This is a genomic window from Rhodococcus sp. EPR-147, assembly GCF_001647185.1.
GTDB lineage: Bacteria > Actinomycetota > Actinomycetes > Mycobacteriales > Mycobacteriaceae > Rhodococcoides.
In genome coordinates this window covers 1-22,457 of sequence record NZ_LVCU01000099.1, presented here as the reverse complement: position 1 = coordinate 22,457, position 22,457 = coordinate 1, and the positions used below count along the sequence as shown (strand labels likewise).

Genomic DNA, 22,457 nt, shown 5'->3' with positions numbered 1-22,457 from the left:
ACCACCGAGCAGGAATCCGCCGTTGCGGCCCGCGGCACCGGCAGCGATCCGTCCTGCGTCGATACCGACCACATCGAGACCACGGTCCACGAGGTCGGTTACAGCGGCCAGACCCGAGCCTCCCAGGCCGACGACGCAGACGTCCGCGGTGCCGTCACGCTCCAGTGCGGGCAGGCCCGGCCAGCCGGACACGGCCGGGTCGTCGTCCCACGCCGGGCGGGACATGTCGCTGGCAATCATCGGTCGATGGTATCGACGGATTCGGCGGGCGGATGGTTTACGATTCCGGCACCCGCATCCCAGCACCGGTAAGGACCGTCCATGCGCACTGTGATCGTGACCGCGTTCGTTTCGCTCGACGGCGTCATGGAGGGACCGGGCGGCGAGGTGGGTTATCGCAACTCGGGGTGGACGTTTCAGGGCATCGAGTTCGACCCGGCCGCGTACGAGATCAAAGGACGTGAGCAGGAAGAGGCCACGGCGCTGCTGTTGGGCCGCACCTCGTACGAGGCATTTGCGCCGATCTGGCCCACCATGGACGATTTCGCCGGGTACAACGCGATGCCGAGGTACGTGGTGTCGACAACGCTCGAACAGGACGACTCACGCTGGCCGGCAACCATTCTGCGCGGTATCGACGACGTTGCCGAGCTCAGGGACTCCGATGGTGGGCCGATCTCGATCCACGGCAGCGCCACTCTGGGGCGAAGTCTCGCCGACGCCGGACTCGTCGATCGGTACCACCTGCTCGTCTTTCCACTCCTGCTCGGGGCGGGAAAACGATTGTTCAGTGAGGCCGACAAGGACACCACGCATCTCGAACTGGTCGAACACGAGGTCTACGGCAACGGAATTCAGAAGCAGGTGTTCGACGTACGACGATGACCGGGCGGGGCAGGCCTCAGATGTCGTCGCTTCGGATGGTGCGCCGCCGCACGGAGACGAGTTGCAGCTCGGGACGTGAGGCCGCCACGCGCTCGATTCGGTCGAGAACTTCGGTGACGTGGTCGCGATCGCCTGCTACGACTGACGCGCCGACACCTGCTCGTCTGTGCAACTCTCGATGATCGGTCTCCGCGGCCGACACCGCGAACTTACGTTGCAATTCGGAGATCACCGGCCGGATCACGGAGCGCTTCTCTTTGAGTGAGTGAACATCTCCGAGAAGGAAGTCGAATTCTATCCATCCAATCCACATATACCGACCATCCTAACGCTGGGGGATACCCGAGCACTCGGGATTCGACTCCGCGATGCTTCGGATGCGCACCATTCGCCGAACATGTTCGTACACTGGCGGCATGGCTGCACCGGCGGAACACGGCTCCTTGCCGCCCAGCCTTGTCGAAATGGCGACTCGCCAGGTCCGATCCGAGGTGCTCAGCGGTGCGCTCGAGCCCGGATCCCGAGTGGTCGAGGAAACCCTGTGCGCGCGCCTCGGGATCAGCCGAGCACCGGTACGTGAGGCGTTGCGCCTTTTGGCTCAGCAGGGTCTCGTCGAACATCTTCCACGTCGCGGGTTTCGAGTGACGGTGTGGTCGGCAGTGGACATTCTCGAACTCTTCGAGCTGCGTCAGGTTCTCGAACGGCATGCGCTCGAGCGCGCGCTCCCGCTCGGTTCGTCTCGCGACGGTGCGTTCGCGCCGGTACGAACGGCGCTCGACGAGATGCGTGACGCCGATGCGCGGGGCGACACCCTCGGCAAGGACGACGCCCACCGGCGTTTCCACGAAGCCATCGTGGCGTTGGCAGGCAGTCGCCAACTCGATGTGGCGTATGCCCCGATCCTGCTGAAGTTGCAGCTACCGATGGCCCGCAATCTCAGGGAAGAAGCCCGAGTAGCCAATCCGGTCGACGGGATCCGGCGTCACGAATGGTTGCTCGACGCCATCGAATCGAACGATCTGTCGGTGGCGCTCGCTGCGTTGAAGCAGCACGGCGAGCTGACCTATCTGCATCTCGAGAGTACTTCCTAACAGACTCGAAACACGGCAACAACCTGCAGTAACAGAAAACTGTCGACAATCGACGGTATGAATTCAGACCTTGGACCGGTACTCGGCCCGACCGTTGCCGAGATGCTCGCGGCGTACCGAACCGGTGCCTCGACTCCCACGGCAACGGTGGAGGCCTTCTCGACCGCCGTGGCTGCGCGCGGCGACGACGGAACGTGGATCACCGTCGTGGCCCGTGCGGAACTGCTCGCGGCCGCCGCGGCTCTGGAAGCGCGACCCGATGCGGTGTCGCTACCCCTGTACGGAATTCCCTTCGGCGTCAAGGACAGCATCGACGTGGCCGGATACCCGACCACTCTCGCCTGTCCCGACTACGCGTACACGCCGGATTCGACGGCCCCGGCAGTGCAGGCGTTGGTCGACGCCGGAGCCATCTTCGTCGGCAAGACCAGCCTCGACCAGTTCGCGACCGGGCTGAACGGAACGCGCACGCCGCACCCGATTCCGCGGAGCGTCTACGGCAACGACATGATCTCGGGCGGGTCCAGCTCCGGTTCGGCACTGGCCGTCGCCCTCGGGCAGGTGCCGTTCTGCGTGGCCACCGACACCGCAGGATCGGGGCGAGTGCCCGCAGCGCTCAACGGCATCGTCGGGTACAAACCGTCACGCGGGCTGATCAGCACCGTCGGACTCGTCCCCGCGTGCAAGTCGCTGGACTGCATCACCCTGATGGCGACGACGGTCGAGGATCTCGATCTCGTCTTCGACGTCATGTGCGCCGAGGATCCAGCGGACGGCTGGTCGCGTCGCCGCGGAGAGAAGTTCGACGGGCACGAGGTCACTGTGGGTCTACCGGACCTGCAGCAGTTGGATTTTTTCGGCGACGCAGCCATGTTCGATGCACATTCGGTCGCGCGCCGGTCGCTTCCCCAGCATGGATTACGGACCACCGCAGTCGATCTCACTCCGTTCCTCGATGCCGGATCGCTGCTGTATCAGGGACCGTGGGTTGCCGAGCGGCTGGTCGAGTTCGACGAATTCCTCAGCGAACAACCCGATTCCATCGTTCCGGTCGTCCGCGAGATATTCCTGGGAGGGCGCCGGTACAGCGCCGTCGATGCCTTCCGTGCCCTGCAGACGCTGCAAGACCTCCGCGCCCGGGTCGCGCAGCTCTGGACATCGATGGACGTGATGATCGTGCCGACCATCGGCACCACCTTCACCGTTCCGGAGGTACTCGCAGACCCCATCGCGTGCAACACGAAGCTCGGCCACTACACCCACTTCGGGAACCTTCTCGACCTGACCGCCGTAGCGGTTCCCTCCGGGCTCACCGAGGACGGTCGACCGGTCAGCCTCATGGTGATCGGGCCTGCGCTGGCCGACGATACGATTCTCGCAGTCGCGGCCCGGTTGCTCGGAGAGGGGCGCACCGTCTCACCGCCTCTCGCTGGCGGAGAGCCGGCGGTCGGGACCATCGACATCGTCGTTGCCGGGCACCATCTGTCAGGAGAGCGCGCCAACCCGCAGCTCGTCGAGCTGGGCGGGTCCCTGGTCGAGGCCACGTGCACCGCGCCGACGTACACACTGCTTCGGATCGGAACCGCCGATCCGACACCCGGTCTGTTGCGAGTTCCATTCGGCGGCAGCGCAATCGACGTGGAGAGGTGGCGTCTGCCCGCCACTTCTCTTGCGGTACTCGCGGGCAGAATGCCGGCGGTACTCGCTCTGGGACGAGTGCTGCTGGCCGACGGTTCCGACGTTCTCGGCTACGTCTGCGATGCCACTGTGCAGACCGGTGCGGAGGGACACACCGTCGACGACATCAGCGAGTTCGGTGGCTGGCGGGCATATTCCCGGGCGATCAGTTCTGCTCACGACACTTCCATTGCAGCACAGGAGATCTCATGACCTCAACACATACACCGGTAGTTTCGATACCGTCGGCGTCGCCATCGGAGTTCACCCTCGACGCGTCGACGACGGCACTGCTCGTCATCGACATGCAGAGGGACTTTCTGCTTCCAGGGGGATTCGGTGAGAGCCTCGGCAACGATGTAGGCCAGCTCCGAACCGTGATCGAACCACTCGTGGGTCTCATCGCGGTGGCCAGGGAGGCCGGGATACCGGTGATCCACACCAGGGAGGGGCATCTGCCGGACCTGTCGGACTGCCCGCCGGCCAAGTTGCGCCGCGGCGCGCCCTCTCGGCGCATCGGAGATCGGGGAGCGTTCGGCCGCATACTCGTTCGCGGTGAGTACGGCCACGACATCGTCGACGAATTGGCACCACTCGAAGGCGAGACCGTCATCGACAAGCCCGGCAAAGGGGCGTTCTACGCCACCGAGCTCTCCGAGGTTCTCACGAGCGCCGGAATCACCACCCTGCTCGTCACCGGAGTGACGACGGAGGTGTGTGTGCACACCACGGTGCGGGAGGCCAACGATCGAGGATACGAATGCCTCGTGGTGACGGACTGTGTCGGTTCGTATTTCCCGGAGTTCCAGCGAGTGGGCCTCGAGATGATCTCGGCTCAAGGCGGGATTTTCGGGTGGACCGCGCCGTCGGAGGACGTCGTTGCCGCGTTGGTCGCGTTCGTTCCCACTTCTGCGAGCCGATAGGACCAGAACATGACCATGGACGTCAAAGACTCACCCGCTGCAGGCTCGTCGCCCTCGTTCACCCTCTCGTGGTGGACGAAAGGCGACACCAACGCATTCTTCGGACTCGGCTTCAACATCCTCGTCAACGTTCTCACTCTGACCACCTTGAGCATCGCAGTGGTCGGTATTCCAGGAAGCGACGTCCTCGGGACGCTGCTGCCTGCTCTCGGAATCGCACTGATCCTGGGAAACTTGTACTACATGGTTCTCGCTCGTCGACTTGCCAAGCGCGAGAACCGAACCGACGTGACTGCGCTACCCTACGGTCCGAGCGTGCCGCACATGTTCATCGTCGTGTTCGTGGTCATGCTCCCGGTCTACCTGGCGACGGGCGACGCGGTTCAGGCGTGGGCGGCGGGACTCGCCTGGGCCTTCATGATCGGCATCATCGTCATGATCGGAGCGTTCGTCGGGCCCTACATTCGCAGGATCACCCCGCGCGCGGCAATGCTCGGTACGTTGGCCGGCATCTCCATCACGTTCATCGCGATGCGCCCGGCCGCGCAGATGTGGGAGGCCGCCTGGATCGGGTTGCCCGTTCTCGCAATCATTCTCATCGGCTTCTTCACAGACGTGAAGTTGCCCGGCAACATTCCGGTGGGTCTCGCGGCGCTTCTGGTGGGCACGGCGATCGGCTGGATCGGCGGATACATGTCCGTGCCGGACGTGACCGAGGCGGCGAGCAATATCGCGCTCGGCCTTCCGGATCTGCGCCTCGATCTCCTGCTCGACGGTCTCGGTAACCTGGCACCCCTGCTCGCCACCGCAATTCCGTTGGGGGTCTACAACTTCACCGAGGCGATGAGCAACGTCGAAAGCGCGTCCGCTGCCGGAGACAACTACAACCTGCGCAGTGTGCTGCTCGCGGACGGCTTCGGTGCGGTCGTCGGCTCGGCGTTCGGATCGCCGTTCCCGCCCGCGGTCTACATCGGCCATCCCGGCTGGAAGGACGCAGGTGGCCGCACCGGATACTCGGTCGCATCGGGCGTCGCGATCGGGTTGATGTGTTTTCTCGGGTTGTTCGGATTGCTGGCGACGTTGCTGCCGATTCCCGCGATCGTTCCGATTCTGCTGTACATCGGACTGCTGATCGGTGCCCAGGCATTCCAGTCGGTGCCGAAGCTGCACGCTATCGCGGTGGTGGTGGCGCTGCTTCCCAACCTCGCGGAGTGGGCGGTGGGTCTGATCGACAACGCACTCAGCGCGGCAGGTACATCGGCTACCGAAGTGGGCAGTGAGGCACTGGGTCAGGCGGGTGTCGTCTACGACGGGCTGAAGACGTTCGGATCGGGAGCGGTACTCGCCGGACTGATGTTGGGCACCATCGTCACGTTCGTTCTCGACAAACGGTTTCTCGCCGCCGCAGCAGCGGGTGGGGTGGCCGCGGCACTGTCGTGGGTCGGTCTGATCCACTCACACGAGGTGGGGTGGGCAGCCAACCCGCAAGTGGCCCTGGGTTATCTGTTCTTCGGGCTCGTGTGTCTGGCGTACTCGCGGCTGATTCCCGCCCCGAAGCAGACGGGCGAACCACAACCGGTCGGGGAGTAGGGCTTCCCGATGCGGGCCGCGTGGCCCGCATCGGGAACTGCTCTAGCGCGTGCTCACGAGCTCGAGCGCCACGAGATCGGAGAGGTACTTCTCGATCAACTCGCGCCCGAGGTGCGGAATGTCCCCGACGGCCGAGGCGAACTCGTCGGCGGGCAGCATCGCCCCGGACGACGGGTGTTGCGGGTGTGCGTACGAGTCGATCAGGGGGAGCAGCGAGTGCGAACGCTGCTTCTCCGGCAATGCCTCGACTGCGGCACCGAACTGTTCGAACCACTCGTCGTAGTTCTCGACGATCTCGATGTCGCGACCTGCGTCACGCATCCAATCGACGAACGTGTCCAGCGAGATGTCGTCGTCGTGTGGGTTGAGGATGTCGAACGTTCGGTAGCCAGAGGTATCCCCGCCCGCGATCGACGTGATGGCCGAAGCACTGAAATCGGCAGGCAGACCGTCGTAGTGGGCCAGCGGTCGCCCTTTCTCGTCGGTCGGTGCCCCGGTGTCGGTGGCGTAGAACGTGTGAGGAGCCAGGCCGGTTGCGACGACCGAGAGGATCAGACGCGTGAACACGTCCGGCACGTTGAGCTGACCGGTCCATCTGCTGTGCGCCAGGATCATGTCCGAGCGAAAGACCGACACCGGCAGGCCGAACTCGTCGAACGCGTTGCGCAACAGCACTTCACCGGCCCACTTGGAGTTTCCGTAGCCGTTGGCGTAGGAATCGTCCACAGCTCGCGACGGGCTGTCCACACGGATGTCGCCGTTCTCCCGGAAATTCTCGACGCCCGCTGCGACGGCCACCGTCGACAGGTAGGTCACCGGCTTGACGTGGTCGGTGAGCGCCAGCCGAATCACCTCGGCGGTGCCGACGACGTTGGGGCCGAAGAGGTGCTCGTACGGCAGTGCGTGGTTGACCAGCGCTGCAGGGTGCACGATGCGATCCACCCGTTGGGCCAGCGCCTCGAACGCGTCAGGGTCCACGCCGAACCGAGGTGTCCCGAGATCGCCTGCCACGACCTCGAGCGCAGCGTCGGCCAAGGTTCGATAGCGTTCCGACAGGTCTGCGTCGCCGCTGTCGAAGGCCGCATCGAGTCGAGCTCGCGCGTCGGTATCGGAGCGTCCGCGCACCAGACAGATCACCTTTCCGCCGACCTCGGCCATGCGCTCCAACCATTCCAGGCAGAGGAAGCGACCGAGGTATCCGTTGGCCCCGGTCAGCAGCACTGTGCTGGTCTGGTCCCGCGGGCCCGGGATGTGGTGCGCTGCGTCGAGGAGGGTGTCGTCCAGAAATGCCGACAGTCGCAGGTCGGACGCCTCGGCGATGGTTGCGCCGCGGCCGTGGATCGATTCGAAAGTGGCCGTGTCGGAATCGGTGTCGCGGGCCGAGGTGATGTACTCGGCCAGCGCTGCCAGGTCCATGGCGGGCCCAGTGATCACACCGACCGGAACATCGACGTCGTAGATCTCACGGAGCAGCGTCGAGAACGTCAACGCCGACAACGAATCTCCGCCCAGGTCGCTGAAGTGGGCATCGGGGCGAACATCGGACCCAGCGCATCCCAGCAGGGCTTGGGCGGCATCGCCGACCGTGGCCAGGACCGGGGCATCGGCACCACTGCGCCTGAGCTCGCGCAGCCGGTCGTTCTGACCCGATTCGAGTTCTGCGTAGCGACGCTCGAGTTCGTCTCGGTAACGTTCGGCGAGTTTGGGACGCAGTTGCTTGCCCGCACCGGACAGCAGTCCGTTCTCCTGTGTGAACGGCTCGTGTTCGATGATGACCTCACGCGGAATCTCGTACGAGTTCAGCGCTTCCGTGCGTGCGATCCGTTGCAGCGATTCGATGACCGAACCCGCGGTGGTATCCGGTTGGGCCGGAACGACGACCGCCAACAGATACGCCCGTTGGCCGTTGCCGTAGAGAAATATCTGATCGACCAGCTCACTGGTACCGAACAGGGATTCGAGGCGCGCCAGTGCGACGAACTCGCCCTGAGCCAGTTTCAGAACGTTCTTGCGTCGGTCGACGTAGGCGAGTCGGTCCGGCTCGATCTCGGCGACGACGTCACCGGTGCGATAGAAGCCCCCGGAGTCGAAGACGTCGGCCGTGACGTCCGGACGCTTGTAATAACCGGGAATGATGGACGCCGTCTTGAGCAGGAGCTCACCGCGCGGATGCGGTGTGTCGGTGGAGAAGTAACCGAGTTCGGGCACATCGTCGAGCTTGTATTCGATCACCGGTGGACGTTGCACGACGCCGTCGTGCAACACCATCCCGGCTTCGGTGGAGCCGTAGTTGTCGCGGACCTCGATATCGAGCAGCTCCGTGACGAAGTCCTTGACCTCGGGAGCAATCGGTGCGGTGCCGACCATCGCTGCCAGGACACGTCCACCGAATTGCTCGATCCTGTTGCGCTCCAGAATCTCTCGACGCGTCCTGTCGGCATCGCCACCTGCAGAGCGTTCGACCTCTCGGTCGATCTCGGCGAGGACGTTGTGCCGAATCATCTCGCACACCCGCGGGATCAACAGGGCCATCGTGGGCCGAGCGAGCGCGAAATCCTCGAACAGGGTGGACAGGTCGCTCGCCGCTGCGAAGTGGACGGTGCCGCCGGCCGCCAGCGTCGAGAAGACAAGACCACGCCCGGCCAGGTGACTCATCGGGAGATAGTCGACAGTGATGACAGGGAAAGCCGGCTGGTCCGTGGATTCGGAGGAAGCTCCGGTGTGGTGCCAGGCACCGGTCCAGGCTCCGCACACGATTCGTTCGGTGTGCATCGCTCCCTTGGGCGTTCCGGTGCTGCCGGAGGTGTAGATCAGCGTCGCGAGTCGGTCGGGATCCTCGTCGTCGGGGAGCGGGATCTCCGGCAGTTGCGCGCCGTCGCGAACCAGGTCGGTGAGCGGCCGGACGAAGACTCCCACCTGCTCGGCATCGACCAGCGCGGACTTCATGGTCCGTGCGTGCGCGTCTATCGCAGCGTCGTAGTCGAGGACGACGATTCGCCGAATGGACCGACAATGCGTGGCAACCTGGACCGCAACGGACAAGTTGTCGACATCTGCTGCGAGAACGACGGGTTCGACCTCGTCGGCGATGGCCGAGAGCTGGCCTGCAGTGGCACCGGCTTGCAACGGAACGGCAATCGCACCGAGTCGGATCGTGGCCAGTTCCGCGACGACATAGTCGGCGCTCGCGAATCCCAGGGTTGCGAAGAAGTCTCCTCGCGCGATACCGAATGCGTCGTGCGTCAGCGCCGAGGCCAGTGCGCCGGCATCGCTCCAGGCTCGGCCGTAGGTGATGGTGTCGAACCGGGGGAGAAGGTGAAACGTGTCGACGTCGTCGATCTTCATGATCTCTCGAGCTCGGCGGCCGAGGGCCGGCCGATCGGAGTAACGCGTCATGATCTCGGCAACCACTCGGGCCAGGTTGGGCGACAACTCCTGGGCGGCATCGGCCACGGCGCTGTCCGGTTCCGCGGCTCGAAACTCCCGGTCGGTCTCGTGCAGCTCCTGGAACCGACTGCGTTGCCTGCTCTGTCGATCCTGTCGGCTGTCGACGTCCAGTGTGTGCGGCATGCTCGACTCCCTCCGACGAAGCCCGCCGATCGTTCGGGGACCTCGCGATTGTCGCTCAATATCGTTATCAAAGGTAAGTATATGCCGTCGGGCATCTCGCCAATCGTGACGCTCCTCATAGTCCGATAAGTCGTAAAAGTCTGGCTCACTGCACTTTTGGGGCCCGGATCGCGGACTCTCATGGGGGGTGGCAGCTCCCGTGGGTACTCGGTGAAAGCGGGAGATCGAGACTTGTATGGTGAAACCACAGTCATGTGCGTCACAGTGCTCGTCACCGTCGCGCACCTGTCACCCCTCGCGATCGGAGAAGTGAATGTCGGACGTCCTCTCGCGACGCGACCTGGATTTTCTGCTGTACGAATGGCTGGACGTGGCGGCACTGACAGCTCGACCGCGCTTCGCGGAGCACTCGAAGGAGACCTTCGACGCGGTCCTCGACCTCAGTGCGGACATCGCCCGCAAGCACTTCGCGCCGCACAACAAGAAGGCGGACGCGCAGGAGCCGACGATGAATGCGGACGGTTCGGTCGAGCTGATACCCGAAGTCAAGGAAGCGCTCGATGTCTATGCGTCCGCGGGTCTGATCGCCGGGCAGTTCGACGAGTCGATAGGCGGGATGCAACTGCCTGCGACCGTCTCTCGGGCAGCGATGGCGTTCTTCCAGGCCGCCAACGCCGGGACCTCCTCGTACCCGTTCCTCACCATGGCCAACGCCAACCTGATCGCGACGTACGGCACGCCGGATCAAGTCCGTGATTACGTCCGGCCGATGCTGGACGGGCGCTGGTTCGGAACCATGTGTCTGTCGGAACCGCAGGCCGGATCGTCACTGGCGGACATCACGACGAAGGCAGTGCCGCAGGACGACGGTAGCTTCCGCATCACCGGTACCAAGATGTGGATTTCGGGTGGAGATCACGAACTCACCGAGAACATCGTCCACCTGGTGCTCGCCAAGACCCCGGGAGGACCGCCAGGAGTCAAGGGAATCTCCCTGTTCATCGTTCCCAAATTCCTCCCGAACGGCGACGGCGGTACGGGCGAACGCAACGACATCGTGTTGACCGGACTCAATCACAAGATGGGCAACCGCGGTACCACCAATACCCTGCTGGCGTTCGGCGACGGAACCCACTCTCCCGGTGGGCAATCCGGAGCTGTCGGCTACCTCGTCGCCGAGGAGAACCGTGGTTTGTCGTACATGTTCCACATGATGAACGAGGCCCGTATCGGTGTCGGATTCCTGGCCATCGCGCTCGGGTACGTCGGTTACCTGAAGTCGGTCGAGTACGCGAAGACGCGTACTCAGGGACGACCGCTCGGTGCGAAAGATCCGGCAGCACCCCCTGTCGCGCTCATCGAACACGCCGACGTTCGTCGAATGTTGTTGGCGCAGAAGTCGTACGTCGAAGGCGCGCTGGCCCTCGGACTCTATTGTTCGCGTCTGGTCGACCATCAGGATTCGGCATCCGACGATGCCGAAGCAGCACGATCGACACTGTTGCTCGACGTACTGACGCCCATCGCCAAGAGCTGGCCGTCTCAGTGGTGCCTCGAAGCCAACAGCCTGGCCATTCAGGTGCACGGCGGCTACGGATACACCCGCGACTACGACGTCGAGCAGCACTACCGCGACAATCGCCTCAACCCGATTCACGAAGGCACACACGGTATTCAGGGATTGGATCTGCTCGGCCGCAAGGTGATCATGCAGGGCGGCGCGGGATTGGCTCTGCTGGCCGAACACATCGCGGAGACGGTGGCGCGGGCCGAATCAGCAGGCGGTGACGCTGCTCGGTACGCCGCCGAACTGCACGCACGCTTGGACAGAATCGTCGAGGTCACCGCGGCAGTGTGGGGTACCGGCGACGCCGCCGTGGCGCTGGCGAACTCCACGGCCTACCTCGAAGCGATGGGGCACACCGTCATCGCCTGGATGTGGCTCGAGCAGTTGCTGGCGGTCGGCACGAAGTCCGGAGACTTCTACGACGGAAAGCGTTCTGCAGCGAAATACTTCTACGTCTACGAATTGCCGAAGGTGGACGTTCAGCTCGATCTGTTGGCGAGACTGGACCGCACCACCCTCGATATGTCACCCGCTTGGTTCTGAGTCGAAAACAAGGAGATTCATCGAACATGTCGATCTTGGACAAATTTCGCCTGGACGGACGCGTCGTCATCGTCACCGGTGCCTCCTCCGGACTGGGCGTGGCATTCGCCAAGGCAGCCGCCGAGGCGGGAGCTGACGTGGTGCTCGCCGCACGACGAGTGGACAAGTTGGCGCAGACCGCAGAGTTGATCGACAGCGTCGGAGGGCGTTCGATCACGGTCGCCACCGACGTGGTCGACCCGGACCAGTGCACCGCGATGGTCGAGGCCGCGGTGAAGGAGTTCGGAAAGGTCGACATTCTCATCAACAATGCCGGGGTAGGCACGGCCTACCCCGCAACCCGTGAGACACCCGAGCAGTTCCGCTCGGTGATCGACATCAACTTGAACGGGTCGTACTGGGCAGCGCAGGCCTGCGGACGGGTGATGGCGCCCGGCAGTTCGATCGTGAACATCTCCAGCATTCTGGGGCTGACCACCGCAGGCCTTCCGCAGGCGGCCTACAGCGCGAGCAAGGCAGCGATCATCGGCCTCACCCGCGATCTGGCGCAGCAGTGGGGCGCGCGAAAAGGCATCAGAGTCAACGCTATTGCGCCAGGTTTCTTCCAGAGCGAGATGACGGACTCGTACCAGCCGGGATACCTCGACTCGATGGCTCCGCGAATGATTCTCGGACGCAAGGGCGATGCCGAAGAACTGGCTGCAACCGCGATCTGGCTCGCCTCGGACGCCGGGGGATACGTGACGGGTCAGACCATCGCGGTCGACGGTGGAATCACGATCACCTGACGGCTATCGTTCGGCCGGCACGGCGATGCCCTCGCGGATCAGTCTGCGCGCAACCACCAACGCGTCGTCGGTGTCGAGTCCGGGCAGGGCATCGAGGCGGCACGGTGCGCCCTGGTTCAGCAGGTCGAGAGCGTCTGCGCACTGGGGCGGCATCGTCACGGTCTTGGCGCGCACGACCACGGACACTGCGTGGGCCGATCGCACGACACGCGCGAACACGCCGGGCCGTAGTCGGATCGAATCCTCGCCCCGCAACGCTCCCATTGCAGCGACGCTTGCCAGTGGGCGCACCGGTTCCGGTCGGACGAGCTCGTCGTGACGATCAGCGACGCGTTCGGCCAGTCGACGTATCGCGTCGGGGTCTCGGTCGATCTCGTCGAGCGCGGCGCGCATGGCGTCCACGACTCGGTGTACATGCGCAGCGATGGACTCCGGGTCGGAGTGGTCGAGGCCGGCGGGAAGGGGAGCGCGCAGACTCTCGACGTCGCCCAGCGACTTCAGCACGTGGTGGGCGAGGTCGTAGTCGTTGTACGACGCCACGCCGATGGTCAGGTGCACGGTTGTGTCACCGAGCGCTTGCGCCGAGTGGATCCACCCGCGCGGCAGGTAGAGCACATCGCCGGGCTCGAGGACAACGTCCAGTTCGGGAGTGTTCGATGCGTGGTCTTCGACGGCCGACCGTCGGTCCGACCACGGTTGATTGTTGAGCGGATGCACGTGCACCGGGGAGTGAATGCTCCACCGCTTGGTGCCCGCGATCTGCACGACGAACACATCGTGTACGTCGTAGTGCGGTGAAAATCCTTGCGATGCAGCCGGTGTCACATACGAGTTCACCTGCACGGGGTGGCCCAGCTCGCGAACGAGATCACCGACGAAATGAATCAGCGGCGGCCACAGCCGATGCAGGCCCTGAAGTACCAGCGTGTTTCCGGCCGCGAAGGCTGCCAGCACCGCTGCGGAGTCGACCTGGTCCGTTACCTCGGCACCGAACCCGCCGGACGACGTGAACTGCGACTTGTCCAGCAACCGACCGTCTTTGGCCATCCGCACGAAGGGAGTGCGTACTCCGCGTTCCGAGATCAGCTCGTCGACCGCGTCGAGTGTCATCAGATCGTCGAACGAGTCCGACAGCTCGGCGGATCGGGTCAGTTTGGGAGCTGTACCCCAGAACCGGTCCGCGAACGTCCTGAAGTCGGTACCGGTGAGACGACGAAGCGCGGACCGATGATCCGATCCGCGCTCGCCGCTCGACTCAGTGCTCAAGCGGTACCGTCCGCACCGCCGTCGTGTCCGTTGGGGTTCGATCCACCGTCGGCCGGGCCCTCGCCCGCTCCGGCGGGGCCGTCTGCTCCGCCGTCGTGACCGTCGGGGTTGGATCCGCCGTCGGCGGGTCCTTCACCGGCTCCGGCGGGGCCGTCTGCTCCGCCGTCATGGCCACCGGGGTTCGATCCGCCGTCGGCGGGTCCTTCGCCTGCGGCTCCGCCCGTGGTGGTGATGTCGTCGTCGTTGATGCTCATCGAGGTCCTTCCGGTCGTGGAGGTTCGTGTGCCCGCGCAGCGCGAGAACATCGGAGGTATTGACGCAAACTCTGTTTCTCAAACAGCGGTGGTGTGACGAATCTCAGGCAGAGTCGTCGGCGATCTCGGGCGCGTTCTCCCGCGTCGCCATTCCGCCTCCGCCGCCGCCGTCCACGGGTCCTGGTCGGCCGCCCTTCGGCGTGTCCGATGCCTTCTCGGCGTCTGTCGGGTTCTCGTTGTCGGTGTTCTCGTCACGTCCCATGGTTCGACAGTAGACCGCCGCGCAGGCCGTGGGACGATGGAACGATGGATCGATCCCGAGCGCAGCACGTGGTGCTGCTGGACGACGAAGGCCGCGCCGTCGGCACGCACGACAAGACCACCGTCCACACGCTGGACACGCCACTGCACCTGGCATTTTCCAGCTACGTGGTGAGATCGGACGGCGCAGTTCTTCTCACACGCAGAGCGTCGAGCAAGACGACGTGGCCAGGGGTGCTGACCAACACGTGCTGTGGCCACCCGGCACCCGGTGAGAAACTCGACGACGCCGTACTGCGCCGAATCGGCGAAGAATTGGGCCTGCATGCGGAATCCGCCGAGTTGGTACTGCCGCACTTCCGGTACCGGGCCGTCATGGACAACGGAATCGTGGAGAACGAGATATGCCCGGTGTACCGCGTGAGAGTCGACGAGCACGCGACACTCGATCCCGATCCGGACGAGGTGGAGGAGACTCGATGGGTGTCGTGGCGTGAGTTCTCCGCGGGGGTGCGGGGCGGCACCATCGACGTATCACCCTGGTGCCGAACGCAGGTGGAACAGTTGACCGCTCTGGCCGACGAGCCACTCGGCTGGCCGGCATCGCCGGACGAGATGCTTCCCCCTGCTGCCCGTCCTGCCGACACCCGCTGATCCTGCCCGGCCTCTAGGGTTCGTGCTGTGACCGTCGACAATTCCGACAGGCCGAACGAGGACCTGCTCGATCGTGCCTCCGTCGCGCGCGAACTCGCCCGCTTCTCCCACCGCACCGCCGAAACGGACGGACTCCGCGCCGCCGCCGTTGCCGTTGCGGTCGGTGGACCGCCGGGGGACAGGCGCATGCTGCTGACGAGGAGGCCGGATCGGTTGCGCGCACATCCGGGCCAATACGCGTTGCCCGGCGGAGGTGTGGACCCGGGCGAGTCTCGGATGCAGGCCTGTCTGCGGGAATTGGCCGAGGAGTTGGGAATTCGTGCCGACGAGACCGACGTGCTCGGTAGGTTGGACGACTACGTCACCCGATCCGGATACGTCATCACTCCGTTCGTGGTGTGGGTCGGCGACTACTCGTCCACGTTGCTGCCCAGCGAGGACGAGGTGGCCGAAGTGTTCGAGGTGACAGTCGACGAACTCGACGTCGACGCCCAATTCGTGTCGATACCCGAATCGACGCGTCCGGTCATTCGGTGGCCGTACCGAACGGGTGCCATCCATGCTCCGACCGGCGCGATCGTCCATCAGTTCCGTGAAGTGGCACTGCATGGTCGACACACCCGAGTCGCGGACTTCGAGCAGCCGGTGTTCGCGTGGCGCTAACGTGGCCGCAAGCCCGAGCGGGCAGGCCGCGACGAGCAGCACGAGAAGGAGGTGATCGCCGATGACGAACGACCGTGAGCTCGAGGTATCGGATCGCATCGCGACCGTTCCCAACCTTCTCAGCGCAATCCGGCTGTTGGGTGTTCCGCTGTTTCTCTACCTCATGCTCGGCCCCGAGGCCGACGGGTGGGCGCTGGTGCTCCTGCTGGTCAGCGGTGGAACCGATTGGCTCGACGGCAAACTGGCTCGCATGCTCGGTCAGGCATCGAAGCTGGGTGCAGTTCTCGATCCGTTGGTCGATCGGCTCTACGTGGTCAGCACCCTGGTGGCGTTCGTGCTGCGCGGCATCATTCCGTGGTGGGTTGCCGCGATACTCATCGGTCGCGATGCCGTACTCGGATTGACGATGTTCGTCTATCGCCGCAGATCCCTCCCGCCTCCGGACGTCATCTATCTCGGTAAGGCCGCGACCTTCGTGGTGATGATCGCGCTGCCGGTCCTCCTGGTCTCTGCCGGCAGCAATTCGGTGGCCGATGCCGCAGGACCGCTCGGATACGCGTTGCTGATCTGGGGCACCGCGTTGTACATCTGGACCGGTCTGCTGTACCTCGGCAAGGCGATCGCTGTCGCCAGGGCAGTCGATCCGACAGTGGCCGGCACCTGACGGTGGAGCCTGCGGAACGACCGGGACGGTCAGGAGTGGAGCCTGCGGAACGACCGGAAAAGCAGGTCAAGAGGAATCCCGTTCCGTCGTTGCTGACGTCCTTGTTGACCGACCATCTGGACCCGGGATACGGCGCGGCGGCTGCCGAACGTACGGCGCAGCACACCCGCAAGCCGCGAGTACCTGCGGCGCTCTGGTTGTTGGCCGGTGCCGTCGTCATCGGGGTGATTTTCGGTATCGCGTTCTCGCAGCTGGCTTCCGGCGGTGCCGATGTGGACCGTGCGGGCTCCGATGCGTCGGCTGCTGTGCGCGCCGCGCAGGATCGCAGCGCCGAATTGGAAGCGACACGACAGGCACTGGTCGAGCAGGTGTCCTCGGAGCGTGACAGAGCTCTGCAGTCCGATGTCACGGGCAGTGCCCTGCTGGACCGGTTGAGTGCTGTCGAATCCGCCGCCGGCATCGATTCGGTGACCGGCCCTGGGCTCTCTGTCGTCGTCACCGAGCCGGTGGCCGAGGACGCCGCGTCGGATCGGTCGATTCGTGGGGGTTCGGGCGCAGCCGTGCTGGATCGAGACATCGCTGCAATCGTCAATTCGTTGTGGGCGAGCGGGGCCGAGGCGGTGTCGGTGGACGGTATTCGCGTCGGACCCAACGTGACCATCCGGCAGGCAGGCGGGGCAATGCTGCTGGACAATCGCCCGATCGACTCGCCCTACGCCATCGAGGCGATAGGGCCGCCCCAACGCATCCAGGTCCAGTTCGTCGTCAGCGATGCCTATCTGCGAATGAGTACGGTGGCGCAGTTGTACGACGTCGGATTCACGGTACGCCCGGCAACCGATCTCGAACTCGGTCCCGCCGCTGTGAGAGAGTCGTTCGTGGCAGAGGAGGTAGGCCGACGATGACGGAGCACGATCCACCGAGTGCCCACCCGGCGGAGTCCGACGTGCACGAACCGTCCGATTCGCCGATCACCCCCACCCACGGGGTCTACGCTGTTGCCGCGATCGCCGCACTGATCGTCGGCGTCGTCATCGGGACGGTTGCAGGCCCGCAGGTTCCCGCCGTGGTTGCTCCCTATCTGCCGATTGCCGTCGTCGCGGCGATCGACGCGGTGTTCGGCGGTGTACGGGCTTTCCTCGACGGCATCTTCGACGCCAAGGTGTTCGTGATCTCGTTCGTCTTCAACGTCCTCGTCGCGGCTCTGATCGTGTGGCTCGGCGATCAGCTCGGAGTGGGAACTCAGCTGTCCACGGCAATCGTCGTCGTCCTCGGCATCCGCATCTTCGGCAACGCCGCCGCCCTGCGCAGGCGTCTGTTCGGTGCCTAGATCATGACGGCAGGCGGCGGTCGGCACGGATGGCGCGCGCGACGTACTGGTGCAGAGGGACGAAGGCGCGGAGCGGCATTCGGTGTTCTCGCGCTCGCGCTGTTGTGCGTCCTGGGAATCGGCCTGGCCACGCAGGTACGAGAGACGAGCACCGCTGATGGCCTGGAGAACTCTCGGCCCGAGGACCTGCTGGTCGTGCTGGACACCCTGACCCGACGCGAGGCGTCGATCCGGGACGAGATCAGCACCCTGCAGGCCACTCTGGCGACGCTGCGTCAGTCCGGATCGGGATCGGAGGCGGCGGTGGCGGAAGCGCAGGAACGATTGTCCGCGTTGTCGATTCAAGTCGGCACCGTCGCGGCACAGGGGCCGGGGGTGACACTGGTGATCGAGGACCCGAACTCGGGCGTGGGATCGGAGGTGCTGCTCGACGCCATGCAGGAGTTGCGCGCAGCAGGTGCCGAAGCGCTCCAGCTCGAGGGCGGCGGAAATCCCGTGCGCATCGGCGTCGATTCGTGGATCGCCGGTTCCGCGGGTCGGATCGTGGTCGACGGTAGAGAACTGCGTGCCCCGTACACCTTCACTGCCATCGGGGATTCGCCGACTCTCGCGTCGGCACTGAACATTCCCGGCGGGGTCGTCGACACGGTGACTCGCAACGGTGCGACGTCGAACATCGCGCAGTCGGACCAGGTCACGGTGTCCGCCTTGCGGGATCCGCGCCCGCGTCAATACGCTCAGCCCGGTAACTGACCGCCCGCTCGCCCCGGGCCACGATCGAAGGGAATGCCGCGTTGAGCGACATCGACACACCAGCTGATCTGTACTACACCCCCGAGCACGAGTGGGTGCAGCGGACGGGGCCTGCAACGGTGCGAATCGGTATCACCGATTTCGCGCAGGCGCAGTTGGGCGACGTGGTGTTCGTTCAGCTTCCCTCGATCGGCGACACCGTGACCGCGGGCGCGTCTCTCGGCGAGGTCGAATCCACCAAGAGCGTGTCCGACGTGTTCAGCCCTCTGACCGCGAAAGTGGTTGCCGTGAACGAGGATCTGGACGGTGAACCGGAGAAGGTGAACTCGGGACCCTACACCGGAGGCTGGCTGATCGACCTCGAGGTTTCGACACCGGAGGAGTTGGACGCGGCACTGGCGCAGATGCTCGATGCCGCCGGATATGCTCTCATCACGGCCGAGTGATCGGCCGGCTGTCGACACCAGCCAACAGGCCACACGGCCACCACTGCGCAGGGTACGGTCGACACCGAGCGAATACCCTGTCGGGGCGAAGGTCCAGCAAGCTGTACGACGCTACGCAACACCGAACGCCAAGCAACACCTGATGTGAAGACCATGTACTGCGTTACCCGCGGCGTTCTCTGCCCCGGGTGAACGGACTGAGAAGGAGTAACGGTGAGCCAGAACGACAACGACAGCAACTACGGGGAGTCACCGGCAGAGACCACCTCGGTCTTCCGGGCAGATTTCCTGCAGGAGCTGGACAACTCCGCGGCCGCCCAGAGCACCGAAGCTCCGGTATCGGGTGTCGAGGGGTTGCCTGTCGGTGCCGCGCTGCTCGTCGTCAAGCGAGGACCCAACGCCGGATCACGGTTCCTGCTCGACCAGCCCACCACCTCGGCCGGTCGGCACCCCGACAGTGACATCTTCCTCGACGATGTCACCGTCAGCCGTCGGCATGCCGAGTTCCGGCAGGACGAGGACGACTTCCAGGTCGTCGACGTCGGCAGCCTCAACGGCACGTACGTCAACCGGGAGCCGGTCGACTCCGCTGTGCTGGCCAACGGCGACGAGGTCCAGATCGGCAAGTTCCGGCTGGTGTTCCTCACCGGACCGCGGGGCGGCAACGGATCTCAGGTCGGCGACGCGTCTGCGGGTGCAGGAAGCCAGTGACCGCCGTCGGGCAGCAGTCCAACGGGGGGATGTCGATTGGCTCCGTCCTCGATCGACTTCGGCCCGACTTTCCTGATGTCACCATCTCGAAGATCAGATTCCTCGAAGCCGAGGGGCTGATCTCGCCGGAACGCACACCGTCGGGGTACCGGCGGTTCTCCATCGCCGATTGCGAGCGTCTGCGCTTCGTGCTGACCGCGCAGCGCGATCAGTACCTGCCGCTCAAGGTCATCAAGGAACAACTCGAAGCCATCGACCACGGGGTCGCGACCGTCGAACGGGCCGATGCGTCGGTCAAGCGTCCGCGGTCGCTGACGGTTGCCGCGGGTGAGGTCTCTCCCGAGGAGTTCCTTCCCGATCGTGAGGTTCGCATCGCCAAGGCAGATCTACTCGCTCAGGCGGGGATCGACGATGCGTTTCTGACCGAGCTGTTGCGAGCCGGTTTGATCACCCCGGGGCAGGCCGGTTTCTACGACGACGGAGCGGTGACTCTCGCCCGGACGGCGCACGCGATGTTGCAATTCGGTCTCGAGGTGCGCCACCTTCGCGCCTTCAAGCTCGCGGCGGACCGCGAGGCCGGTCTGGTAGCGCAGATTGCTGGACCCGTGGCCAAGGGCCGAGACGCCGGTGCACGCGATCGCGCAGAAGAAATGATTCGCGAATTGGCTGCACTGTCCTTGACCTTGCACACCTGCCTGGTCAAAGCCGCGGTGCGCGGTGCACTCGACCGGTGACGCTCGCTCGCGTCGTTTCGACTTCCAATAGACTCGGCAGCGACGAGCTGAGCAAGTTTTCAGTGCAGCCCGGAATTTCTCGAGGTGAGAGGCAGACACGATGAGTGAGATGCGTGTGGTCGGTATTCGTGTCGAACAGCCGCAGAACCAGCCCGTGTTGCTGCTGCGTGAGGCTGACGGCGACCGGTACCTCCCGATCTGGATCGGCCAAACCGAGGCTGCCGCAATTGCTTTGGAGCAGCAGGGTGTGCAGCCGGCCCGTCCGCTCACCCACGATCTCGTCAAGAATCTGATCTCGGCGCTCGGGCACCAGCTCAAGGAGGTGCGCATCGTCGACCTGCAGGAGGGCACCTTCTACGCCGATCTGGTGTTCGACAAGGACATCAGGGTCTCCGCTCGGCCGTCGGACTCCGTAGCCATCGCACTGCGGGCCGGGGTACCGATCTTCGCCGACGAGCCCGTGCTCGCCGAAGCCGGATTGATCATGCCCGACGAGCGTGAGGACGAGGTCGAGAAGTTCAAGGAGTTCCTCGACTCGGTATCGCCGGACGACTTCAAAGCCACCGACGGGTAACAGAAGAGTCTCAACCTCAACTTTAGGTTCAGGTTTACGGCGCGTTGCGTTGAATCTGCACGAACGTCCCCATAACGTTCGTGCCAGTGAAGTTCATCGCCGTCGCTACCCATCCGGGTTCGGTTCACGCCTCTTCGATACCTGCCGAGGCGTACTCTGGCCTGGTACACGGTATGACTTCACGCGAGTACACCGAGGCATTTCCAGTGTCCCGGACGGATCGCAGTACTGACTCGATCCGAACGCAGTGAGACATCCGAGAGGGAGCAGTCAGTGGGAGATCAGCCGCAGCAGCATCACGGCCGTCGAGAGTCCGAAGCCGCAGGCCGGACCGAGGACACGCCGGTCGGTGCCGATGCTCGGGTCGACACCCCCGACCAGGCGTCGAGCGCCCGAATCGAATCGCCCCAGGACATTCAACCGGGATTGTTCCCCGACGACTCCGTGCCCGACGAACTCGTGGGCTACCGCGTGCCGAGTGCGTGCCAGATCGCCGGCATCACCTACCGTCAGCTCGATTACTGGGCCCGCACCGGGCTCGTCGTCCCGTCCATCCGCGGCGCAGCGGGATCGGGAAGCCAGCGGCTGTACTCGTTCAAGGACATGCTCGTCCTCAAGATCGTCAAGCGGCTGCTCGATACCGGTATCTCACTGCAGAACATCCGCGTCGCCGTCGATCACCTACGCCAGCGCGGGGTGGGCGATCTCGCCAACATCACGCTGTTCTCCGACGGCACCACCGTCTACGAGTGCACGTCGGCAGAAGAAGTGGTCGATCTGCTCCAGGGTGGGCAGGGCGTGTTCGGTATTGCCGTGAACGGTGCGATGCGCGAGCTCACCGGTACCATCGCCGACTTCCCGGCCGAACGAGCCGACGGCGGTGAAAGCCAGCCGAGCCCCGAGGACGAGTTGGCGTCGCGCCGCAAGAATCGCGCGAGCCGCAAGACCGGCTAGACTTTCTTTCGTCGCGCCCGCGCGGGAGAGTTCCGAGGCATCCAGTCTCGGACGCCGAAGGAGCAATACCTCCCCGTCAATCTCTCAGGCACACGGACCGTGTGGGCTTCGACAACTCTGGAAAGTGGTGGGAGCACCCACCCGCCCAAGGGGAAAGGTGCCGGCGCGCTTCACTGGTGCGCCGTGTCCGACCGAATCTCTCAGGCGCACGCGTCAGCGGGCACACGACAGAGGGGGAGGAGCGGCCGGAGCGCATGCCTCGGCCGTCCGACGCCTCGTCCTGGGAGCACATCGTGACCGACCGAACCGGCTCGCCCGCACACACTTTCGTCGACCGTCACATCGGCCCCGACGCCACCGAGTTGGTCCGCATCCTCGACACCATCGGCGTCGACAGTCTCGACGAGCTGGCCCGCAAGGCCGTTCCTTCGTCGATCCTCGATACCGTGGTCGACGGCGTTCCCGACGGCTTGGCGACGCTACCGCCCGCGCTGAGCGAGCACGAGGTGCTCTCAGCACTGGCCGACCTCGCCGGGCAGAACACCGTGGCGACGTCGAT

25 protein-coding genes and 1 riboswitch are annotated in these 22,457 nt (G+C 64.7%); of the genes, 19 read left to right on the top strand and 6 right to left on the bottom strand.

The annotated features are described in order from the left end of the window. Window positions 1-240, bottom strand: a 240-nt coding sequence (locus tag A2J02_RS04835) for an FAD-dependent oxidoreductase (protein WP_331712129.1), incomplete at its 3' end; no start/stop codon positions are given. Between the two features lie 81 nt (window positions 241-321). Between A2J02_RS04835 and A2J02_RS04830 the strand changes: the two genes are divergently transcribed. Next, a complete protein-coding gene (locus A2J02_RS04830) occupies window positions 322-885 on the top strand; it encodes a dihydrofolate reductase family protein (RefSeq protein ID WP_068047455.1) in 564 nt (187 codons plus the stop codon). Between the two features lie 16 nt (window positions 886-901). Here A2J02_RS04830 and A2J02_RS04825 read toward each other — a convergent pair whose 3' ends face one another. Further along, the gene (locus A2J02_RS04825; RefSeq protein WP_068047452.1) at window positions 902-1,198 is read right to left on the bottom strand and encodes a DUF503 domain-containing protein; all 297 of its coding nucleotides are present in this window, start codon (window positions 1,196-1,198) and stop codon (window positions 902-904) included. 103 nt (window positions 1,199-1,301) lie between these two features. Here A2J02_RS04825 and A2J02_RS04820 point away from each other — a divergent pair, with 103 nt between their 5' ends. Genes A2J02_RS04820 through A2J02_RS04805 form a run of 4 tightly spaced genes read left to right on the top strand, consistent with a single transcriptional unit; the run spans window position 1,302 to window position 6,166 of the window. Beyond that, a complete protein-coding gene (locus A2J02_RS04820; RefSeq protein ID WP_068047468.1) occupies window positions 1,302-1,976 on the top strand; it encodes a GntR family transcriptional regulator in 675 nt (224 codons plus the stop codon). Between the two features lie 57 nt (window positions 1,977-2,033). Next, window positions 2,034-3,866 (top strand): allophanate hydrolase, encoded by a 1,833-nt coding sequence (gene atzF / locus A2J02_RS04815; RefSeq protein WP_068047450.1) that lies wholly within the window; start codon window positions 2,034-2,036, stop codon window positions 3,864-3,866. Continuing rightward, the gene (locus A2J02_RS04810; protein WP_068047446.1) at window positions 3,863-4,576 is read left to right on the top strand and encodes a cysteine hydrolase family protein; all 714 of its coding nucleotides are present in this window, start codon (window positions 3,863-3,865) and stop codon (window positions 4,574-4,576) included. The genes atzF and A2J02_RS04810 overlap by 4 nt, the downstream gene beginning before the upstream one ends. 9 nt (window positions 4,577-4,585) lie before the next feature. Beyond that, window positions 4,586-6,166: a regulator gene (locus A2J02_RS04805; protein WP_068047443.1), complete on the top strand. Its 1,581-nt coding sequence runs from the start codon at window positions 4,586-4,588 to the stop codon at window positions 6,164-6,166. Window positions 6,167-6,208: 42 nt separating this feature from the next. On the opposite strand, the gene car is transcribed toward A2J02_RS04805, so the two are convergent. Next, a complete protein-coding gene (gene car / locus A2J02_RS04800; RefSeq protein WP_082898628.1) occupies window positions 6,209-9,736 on the bottom strand; it encodes a carboxylic acid reductase in 3,528 nt (1,175 codons plus the stop codon). Window positions 9,737-10,049: 313 nt separating this feature from the next. Here car and A2J02_RS04795 point away from each other — a divergent pair, with 313 nt between their 5' ends. Further along, window positions 10,050-11,846: an acyl-CoA dehydrogenase gene (locus A2J02_RS04795; protein WP_068047440.1), complete on the top strand. Its 1,797-nt coding sequence runs from the start codon at window positions 10,050-10,052 to the stop codon at window positions 11,844-11,846. 26 nt (window positions 11,847-11,872) lie between these two features. Continuing rightward, complete coding sequence (locus tag A2J02_RS04790; RefSeq protein WP_068047438.1) at window positions 11,873-12,634, top strand: SDR family NAD(P)-dependent oxidoreductase; 762 nt, start codon at window positions 11,873-11,875, stop codon at window positions 12,632-12,634. Between the two features lie 3 nt (window positions 12,635-12,637). Here A2J02_RS04790 and A2J02_RS04785 read toward each other — a convergent pair whose 3' ends face one another. The 3 genes from A2J02_RS04785 to A2J02_RS28045 all read right to left on the bottom strand — a co-directional run bounded on the left by A2J02_RS04785 (window position 12,638) and on the right by A2J02_RS28045 (window position 14,416). Next, entirely contained in the window at window positions 12,638-13,900 is a 1,263-nt protein-coding gene (locus tag A2J02_RS04785) for a cupin domain-containing protein (protein WP_068047435.1), read from the bottom strand. Then, the gene (locus tag A2J02_RS04780) at window positions 13,897-14,154 is read right to left on the bottom strand and encodes a hypothetical protein (protein WP_032398144.1); all 258 of its coding nucleotides are present in this window, start codon (window positions 14,152-14,154) and stop codon (window positions 13,897-13,899) included. Before A2J02_RS04780 ends, A2J02_RS04785 begins: the two co-directional genes overlap by 4 nt. A gap of 103 nt (window positions 14,155-14,257) precedes the next feature. Next, a complete protein-coding gene (locus A2J02_RS28045; protein ID WP_176460520.1) occupies window positions 14,258-14,416 on the bottom strand; it encodes a hypothetical protein in 159 nt (52 codons plus the stop codon). Between the two features lie 44 nt (window positions 14,417-14,460). Here A2J02_RS28045 and idi point away from each other — a divergent pair, with 44 nt between their 5' ends. The 12 genes from idi to A2J02_RS04720 all read left to right on the top strand — a co-directional run. After that, complete coding sequence (idi, locus tag A2J02_RS04775) at window positions 14,461-15,069, top strand: isopentenyl-diphosphate Delta-isomerase (protein ID WP_068047432.1); 609 nt, start codon at window positions 14,461-14,463, stop codon at window positions 15,067-15,069. A 27-nt stretch (window positions 15,070-15,096) separates the two neighbouring features. Then, window positions 15,097-15,732, top strand: a complete 636-nt coding sequence (locus tag A2J02_RS04770; protein WP_179271980.1) for an NUDIX hydrolase — start codon at window positions 15,097-15,099, stop codon at window positions 15,730-15,732. Between the two features lie 61 nt (window positions 15,733-15,793). Continuing rightward, on the top strand, window positions 15,794-16,396 hold the full coding sequence (locus A2J02_RS04765; RefSeq protein WP_068047429.1) for a CDP-alcohol phosphatidyltransferase family protein: 603 nt from the start codon (window positions 15,794-15,796) through the stop codon (window positions 16,394-16,396). Window positions 16,397-16,431: 35 nt separating this feature from the next. Beyond that, window positions 16,432-17,301 (top strand): DUF881 domain-containing protein, encoded by an 870-nt coding sequence (locus A2J02_RS04760; protein ID WP_068047426.1) that lies wholly within the window; start codon window positions 16,432-16,434, stop codon window positions 17,299-17,301. Further along, complete coding sequence (locus tag A2J02_RS04755; RefSeq protein ID WP_082898627.1) at window positions 17,298-17,726, top strand: small basic family protein; 429 nt, start codon at window positions 17,298-17,300, stop codon at window positions 17,724-17,726. Before A2J02_RS04760 ends, A2J02_RS04755 begins: the two co-directional genes overlap by 4 nt. 3 nt (window positions 17,727-17,729) lie before the next feature. Continuing rightward, complete coding sequence (locus tag A2J02_RS04750) at window positions 17,730-18,479, top strand: DUF881 domain-containing protein (protein ID WP_068047424.1); 750 nt, start codon at window positions 17,730-17,732, stop codon at window positions 18,477-18,479. 41 nt (window positions 18,480-18,520) lie between these two features. After that, entirely contained in the window at window positions 18,521-18,925 is a 405-nt protein-coding gene (gcvH, locus tag A2J02_RS04745) for a glycine cleavage system protein GcvH (RefSeq protein WP_068047421.1), read from the top strand. Window positions 18,926-19,138: 213 nt separating this feature from the next. Then, complete coding sequence (gene odhI, locus A2J02_RS04740; protein ID WP_032377955.1) at window positions 19,139-19,636, top strand: oxoglutarate dehydrogenase inhibitor Odhl; 498 nt, start codon at window positions 19,139-19,141, stop codon at window positions 19,634-19,636. Then, complete coding sequence (gene ftsR, locus A2J02_RS04735; protein WP_037189245.1) at window positions 19,633-20,370, top strand: transcriptional regulator FtsR; 738 nt, start codon at window positions 19,633-19,635, stop codon at window positions 20,368-20,370. The genes odhI and ftsR overlap by 4 nt, the downstream gene beginning before the upstream one ends. 100 nt (window positions 20,371-20,470) lie before the next feature. Beyond that, window positions 20,471-20,944: a bifunctional nuclease family protein gene (locus tag A2J02_RS04730; protein ID WP_068047418.1), complete on the top strand. Its 474-nt coding sequence runs from the start codon at window positions 20,471-20,473 to the stop codon at window positions 20,942-20,944. A gap of 396 nt (window positions 20,945-21,340) precedes the next feature. Further along, entirely contained in the window at window positions 21,341-21,898 is a 558-nt protein-coding gene (locus tag A2J02_RS04725; protein WP_094642346.1) for a MerR family transcriptional regulator, read from the top strand. Between the two features lie 12 nt (window positions 21,899-21,910). Then, window positions 21,911-22,008: riboswitch (glycine riboswitch) on the top strand. A 144-nt stretch (window positions 22,009-22,152) separates the two neighbouring features. Next, window positions 22,153-22,457: hypothetical protein (locus A2J02_RS04720; protein ID WP_156516095.1), on the top strand; the 305-nt coding region annotated here is incomplete at its 3' end.

Bases quoted from the DNA above. Each gene is read 5' to 3' on its own strand.
- A2J02_RS04830 (WP_068047455.1), top strand. From the start codon at position 322: ATGCGCACTGTGATCGTGACCGCGTTCGTTTCGCTCGACGGCGTCATG.
- A2J02_RS04825 (WP_068047452.1), bottom strand. From the start codon at position 1,198: ATGTGGATTGGATGGATAGAATTCGACTTCCTTCTCGGAGATGTTCAC.
- A2J02_RS04820 (WP_068047468.1), top strand. From the start codon at position 1,302: ATGGCTGCACCGGCGGAACACGGCTCCTTGCCGCCCAGCCTTGTCGAA.
- atzF (WP_068047450.1), top strand. From the start codon at position 2,034: ATGAATTCAGACCTTGGACCGGTACTCGGCCCGACCGTTGCCGAGATG.
- A2J02_RS04810 (WP_068047446.1), top strand. From the start codon at position 3,863: ATGACCTCAACACATACACCGGTAGTTTCGATACCGTCGGCGTCGCCA.
- A2J02_RS04805 (WP_068047443.1), top strand. From the start codon at position 4,586: ATGACCATGGACGTCAAAGACTCACCCGCTGCAGGCTCGTCGCCCTCG.
- car (WP_082898628.1), bottom strand. From the start codon at position 9,736: ATGCCGCACACACTGGACGTCGACAGCCGACAGGATCGACAGAGCAGG.
- A2J02_RS04795 (WP_068047440.1), top strand. From the start codon at position 10,050: ATGTCGGACGTCCTCTCGCGACGCGACCTGGATTTTCTGCTGTACGAA.
- A2J02_RS04790 (WP_068047438.1), top strand. From the start codon at position 11,873: ATGTCGATCTTGGACAAATTTCGCCTGGACGGACGCGTCGTCATCGTC.
- A2J02_RS04780 (WP_032398144.1), bottom strand. From the start codon at position 14,154: ATGAGCATCAACGACGACGACATCACCACCACGGGCGGAGCCGCAGGC.
- A2J02_RS28045 (WP_176460520.1), bottom strand. From the start codon at position 14,416: ATGGGACGTGACGAGAACACCGACAACGAGAACCCGACAGACGCCGAG.
- idi (WP_068047432.1), top strand. From the start codon at position 14,461: ATGGATCGATCCCGAGCGCAGCACGTGGTGCTGCTGGACGACGAAGGC.
- A2J02_RS04765 (WP_068047429.1), top strand. From the start codon at position 15,794: ATGACGAACGACCGTGAGCTCGAGGTATCGGATCGCATCGCGACCGTT.
- A2J02_RS04755 (WP_082898627.1), top strand. From the start codon at position 17,298: ATGACGGAGCACGATCCACCGAGTGCCCACCCGGCGGAGTCCGACGTG.
- A2J02_RS04750 (WP_068047424.1), top strand. From the start codon at position 17,730: ATGACGGCAGGCGGCGGTCGGCACGGATGGCGCGCGCGACGTACTGGT.
- A2J02_RS04730 (WP_068047418.1), top strand. From the start codon at position 20,471: ATGAGTGAGATGCGTGTGGTCGGTATTCGTGTCGAACAGCCGCAGAAC.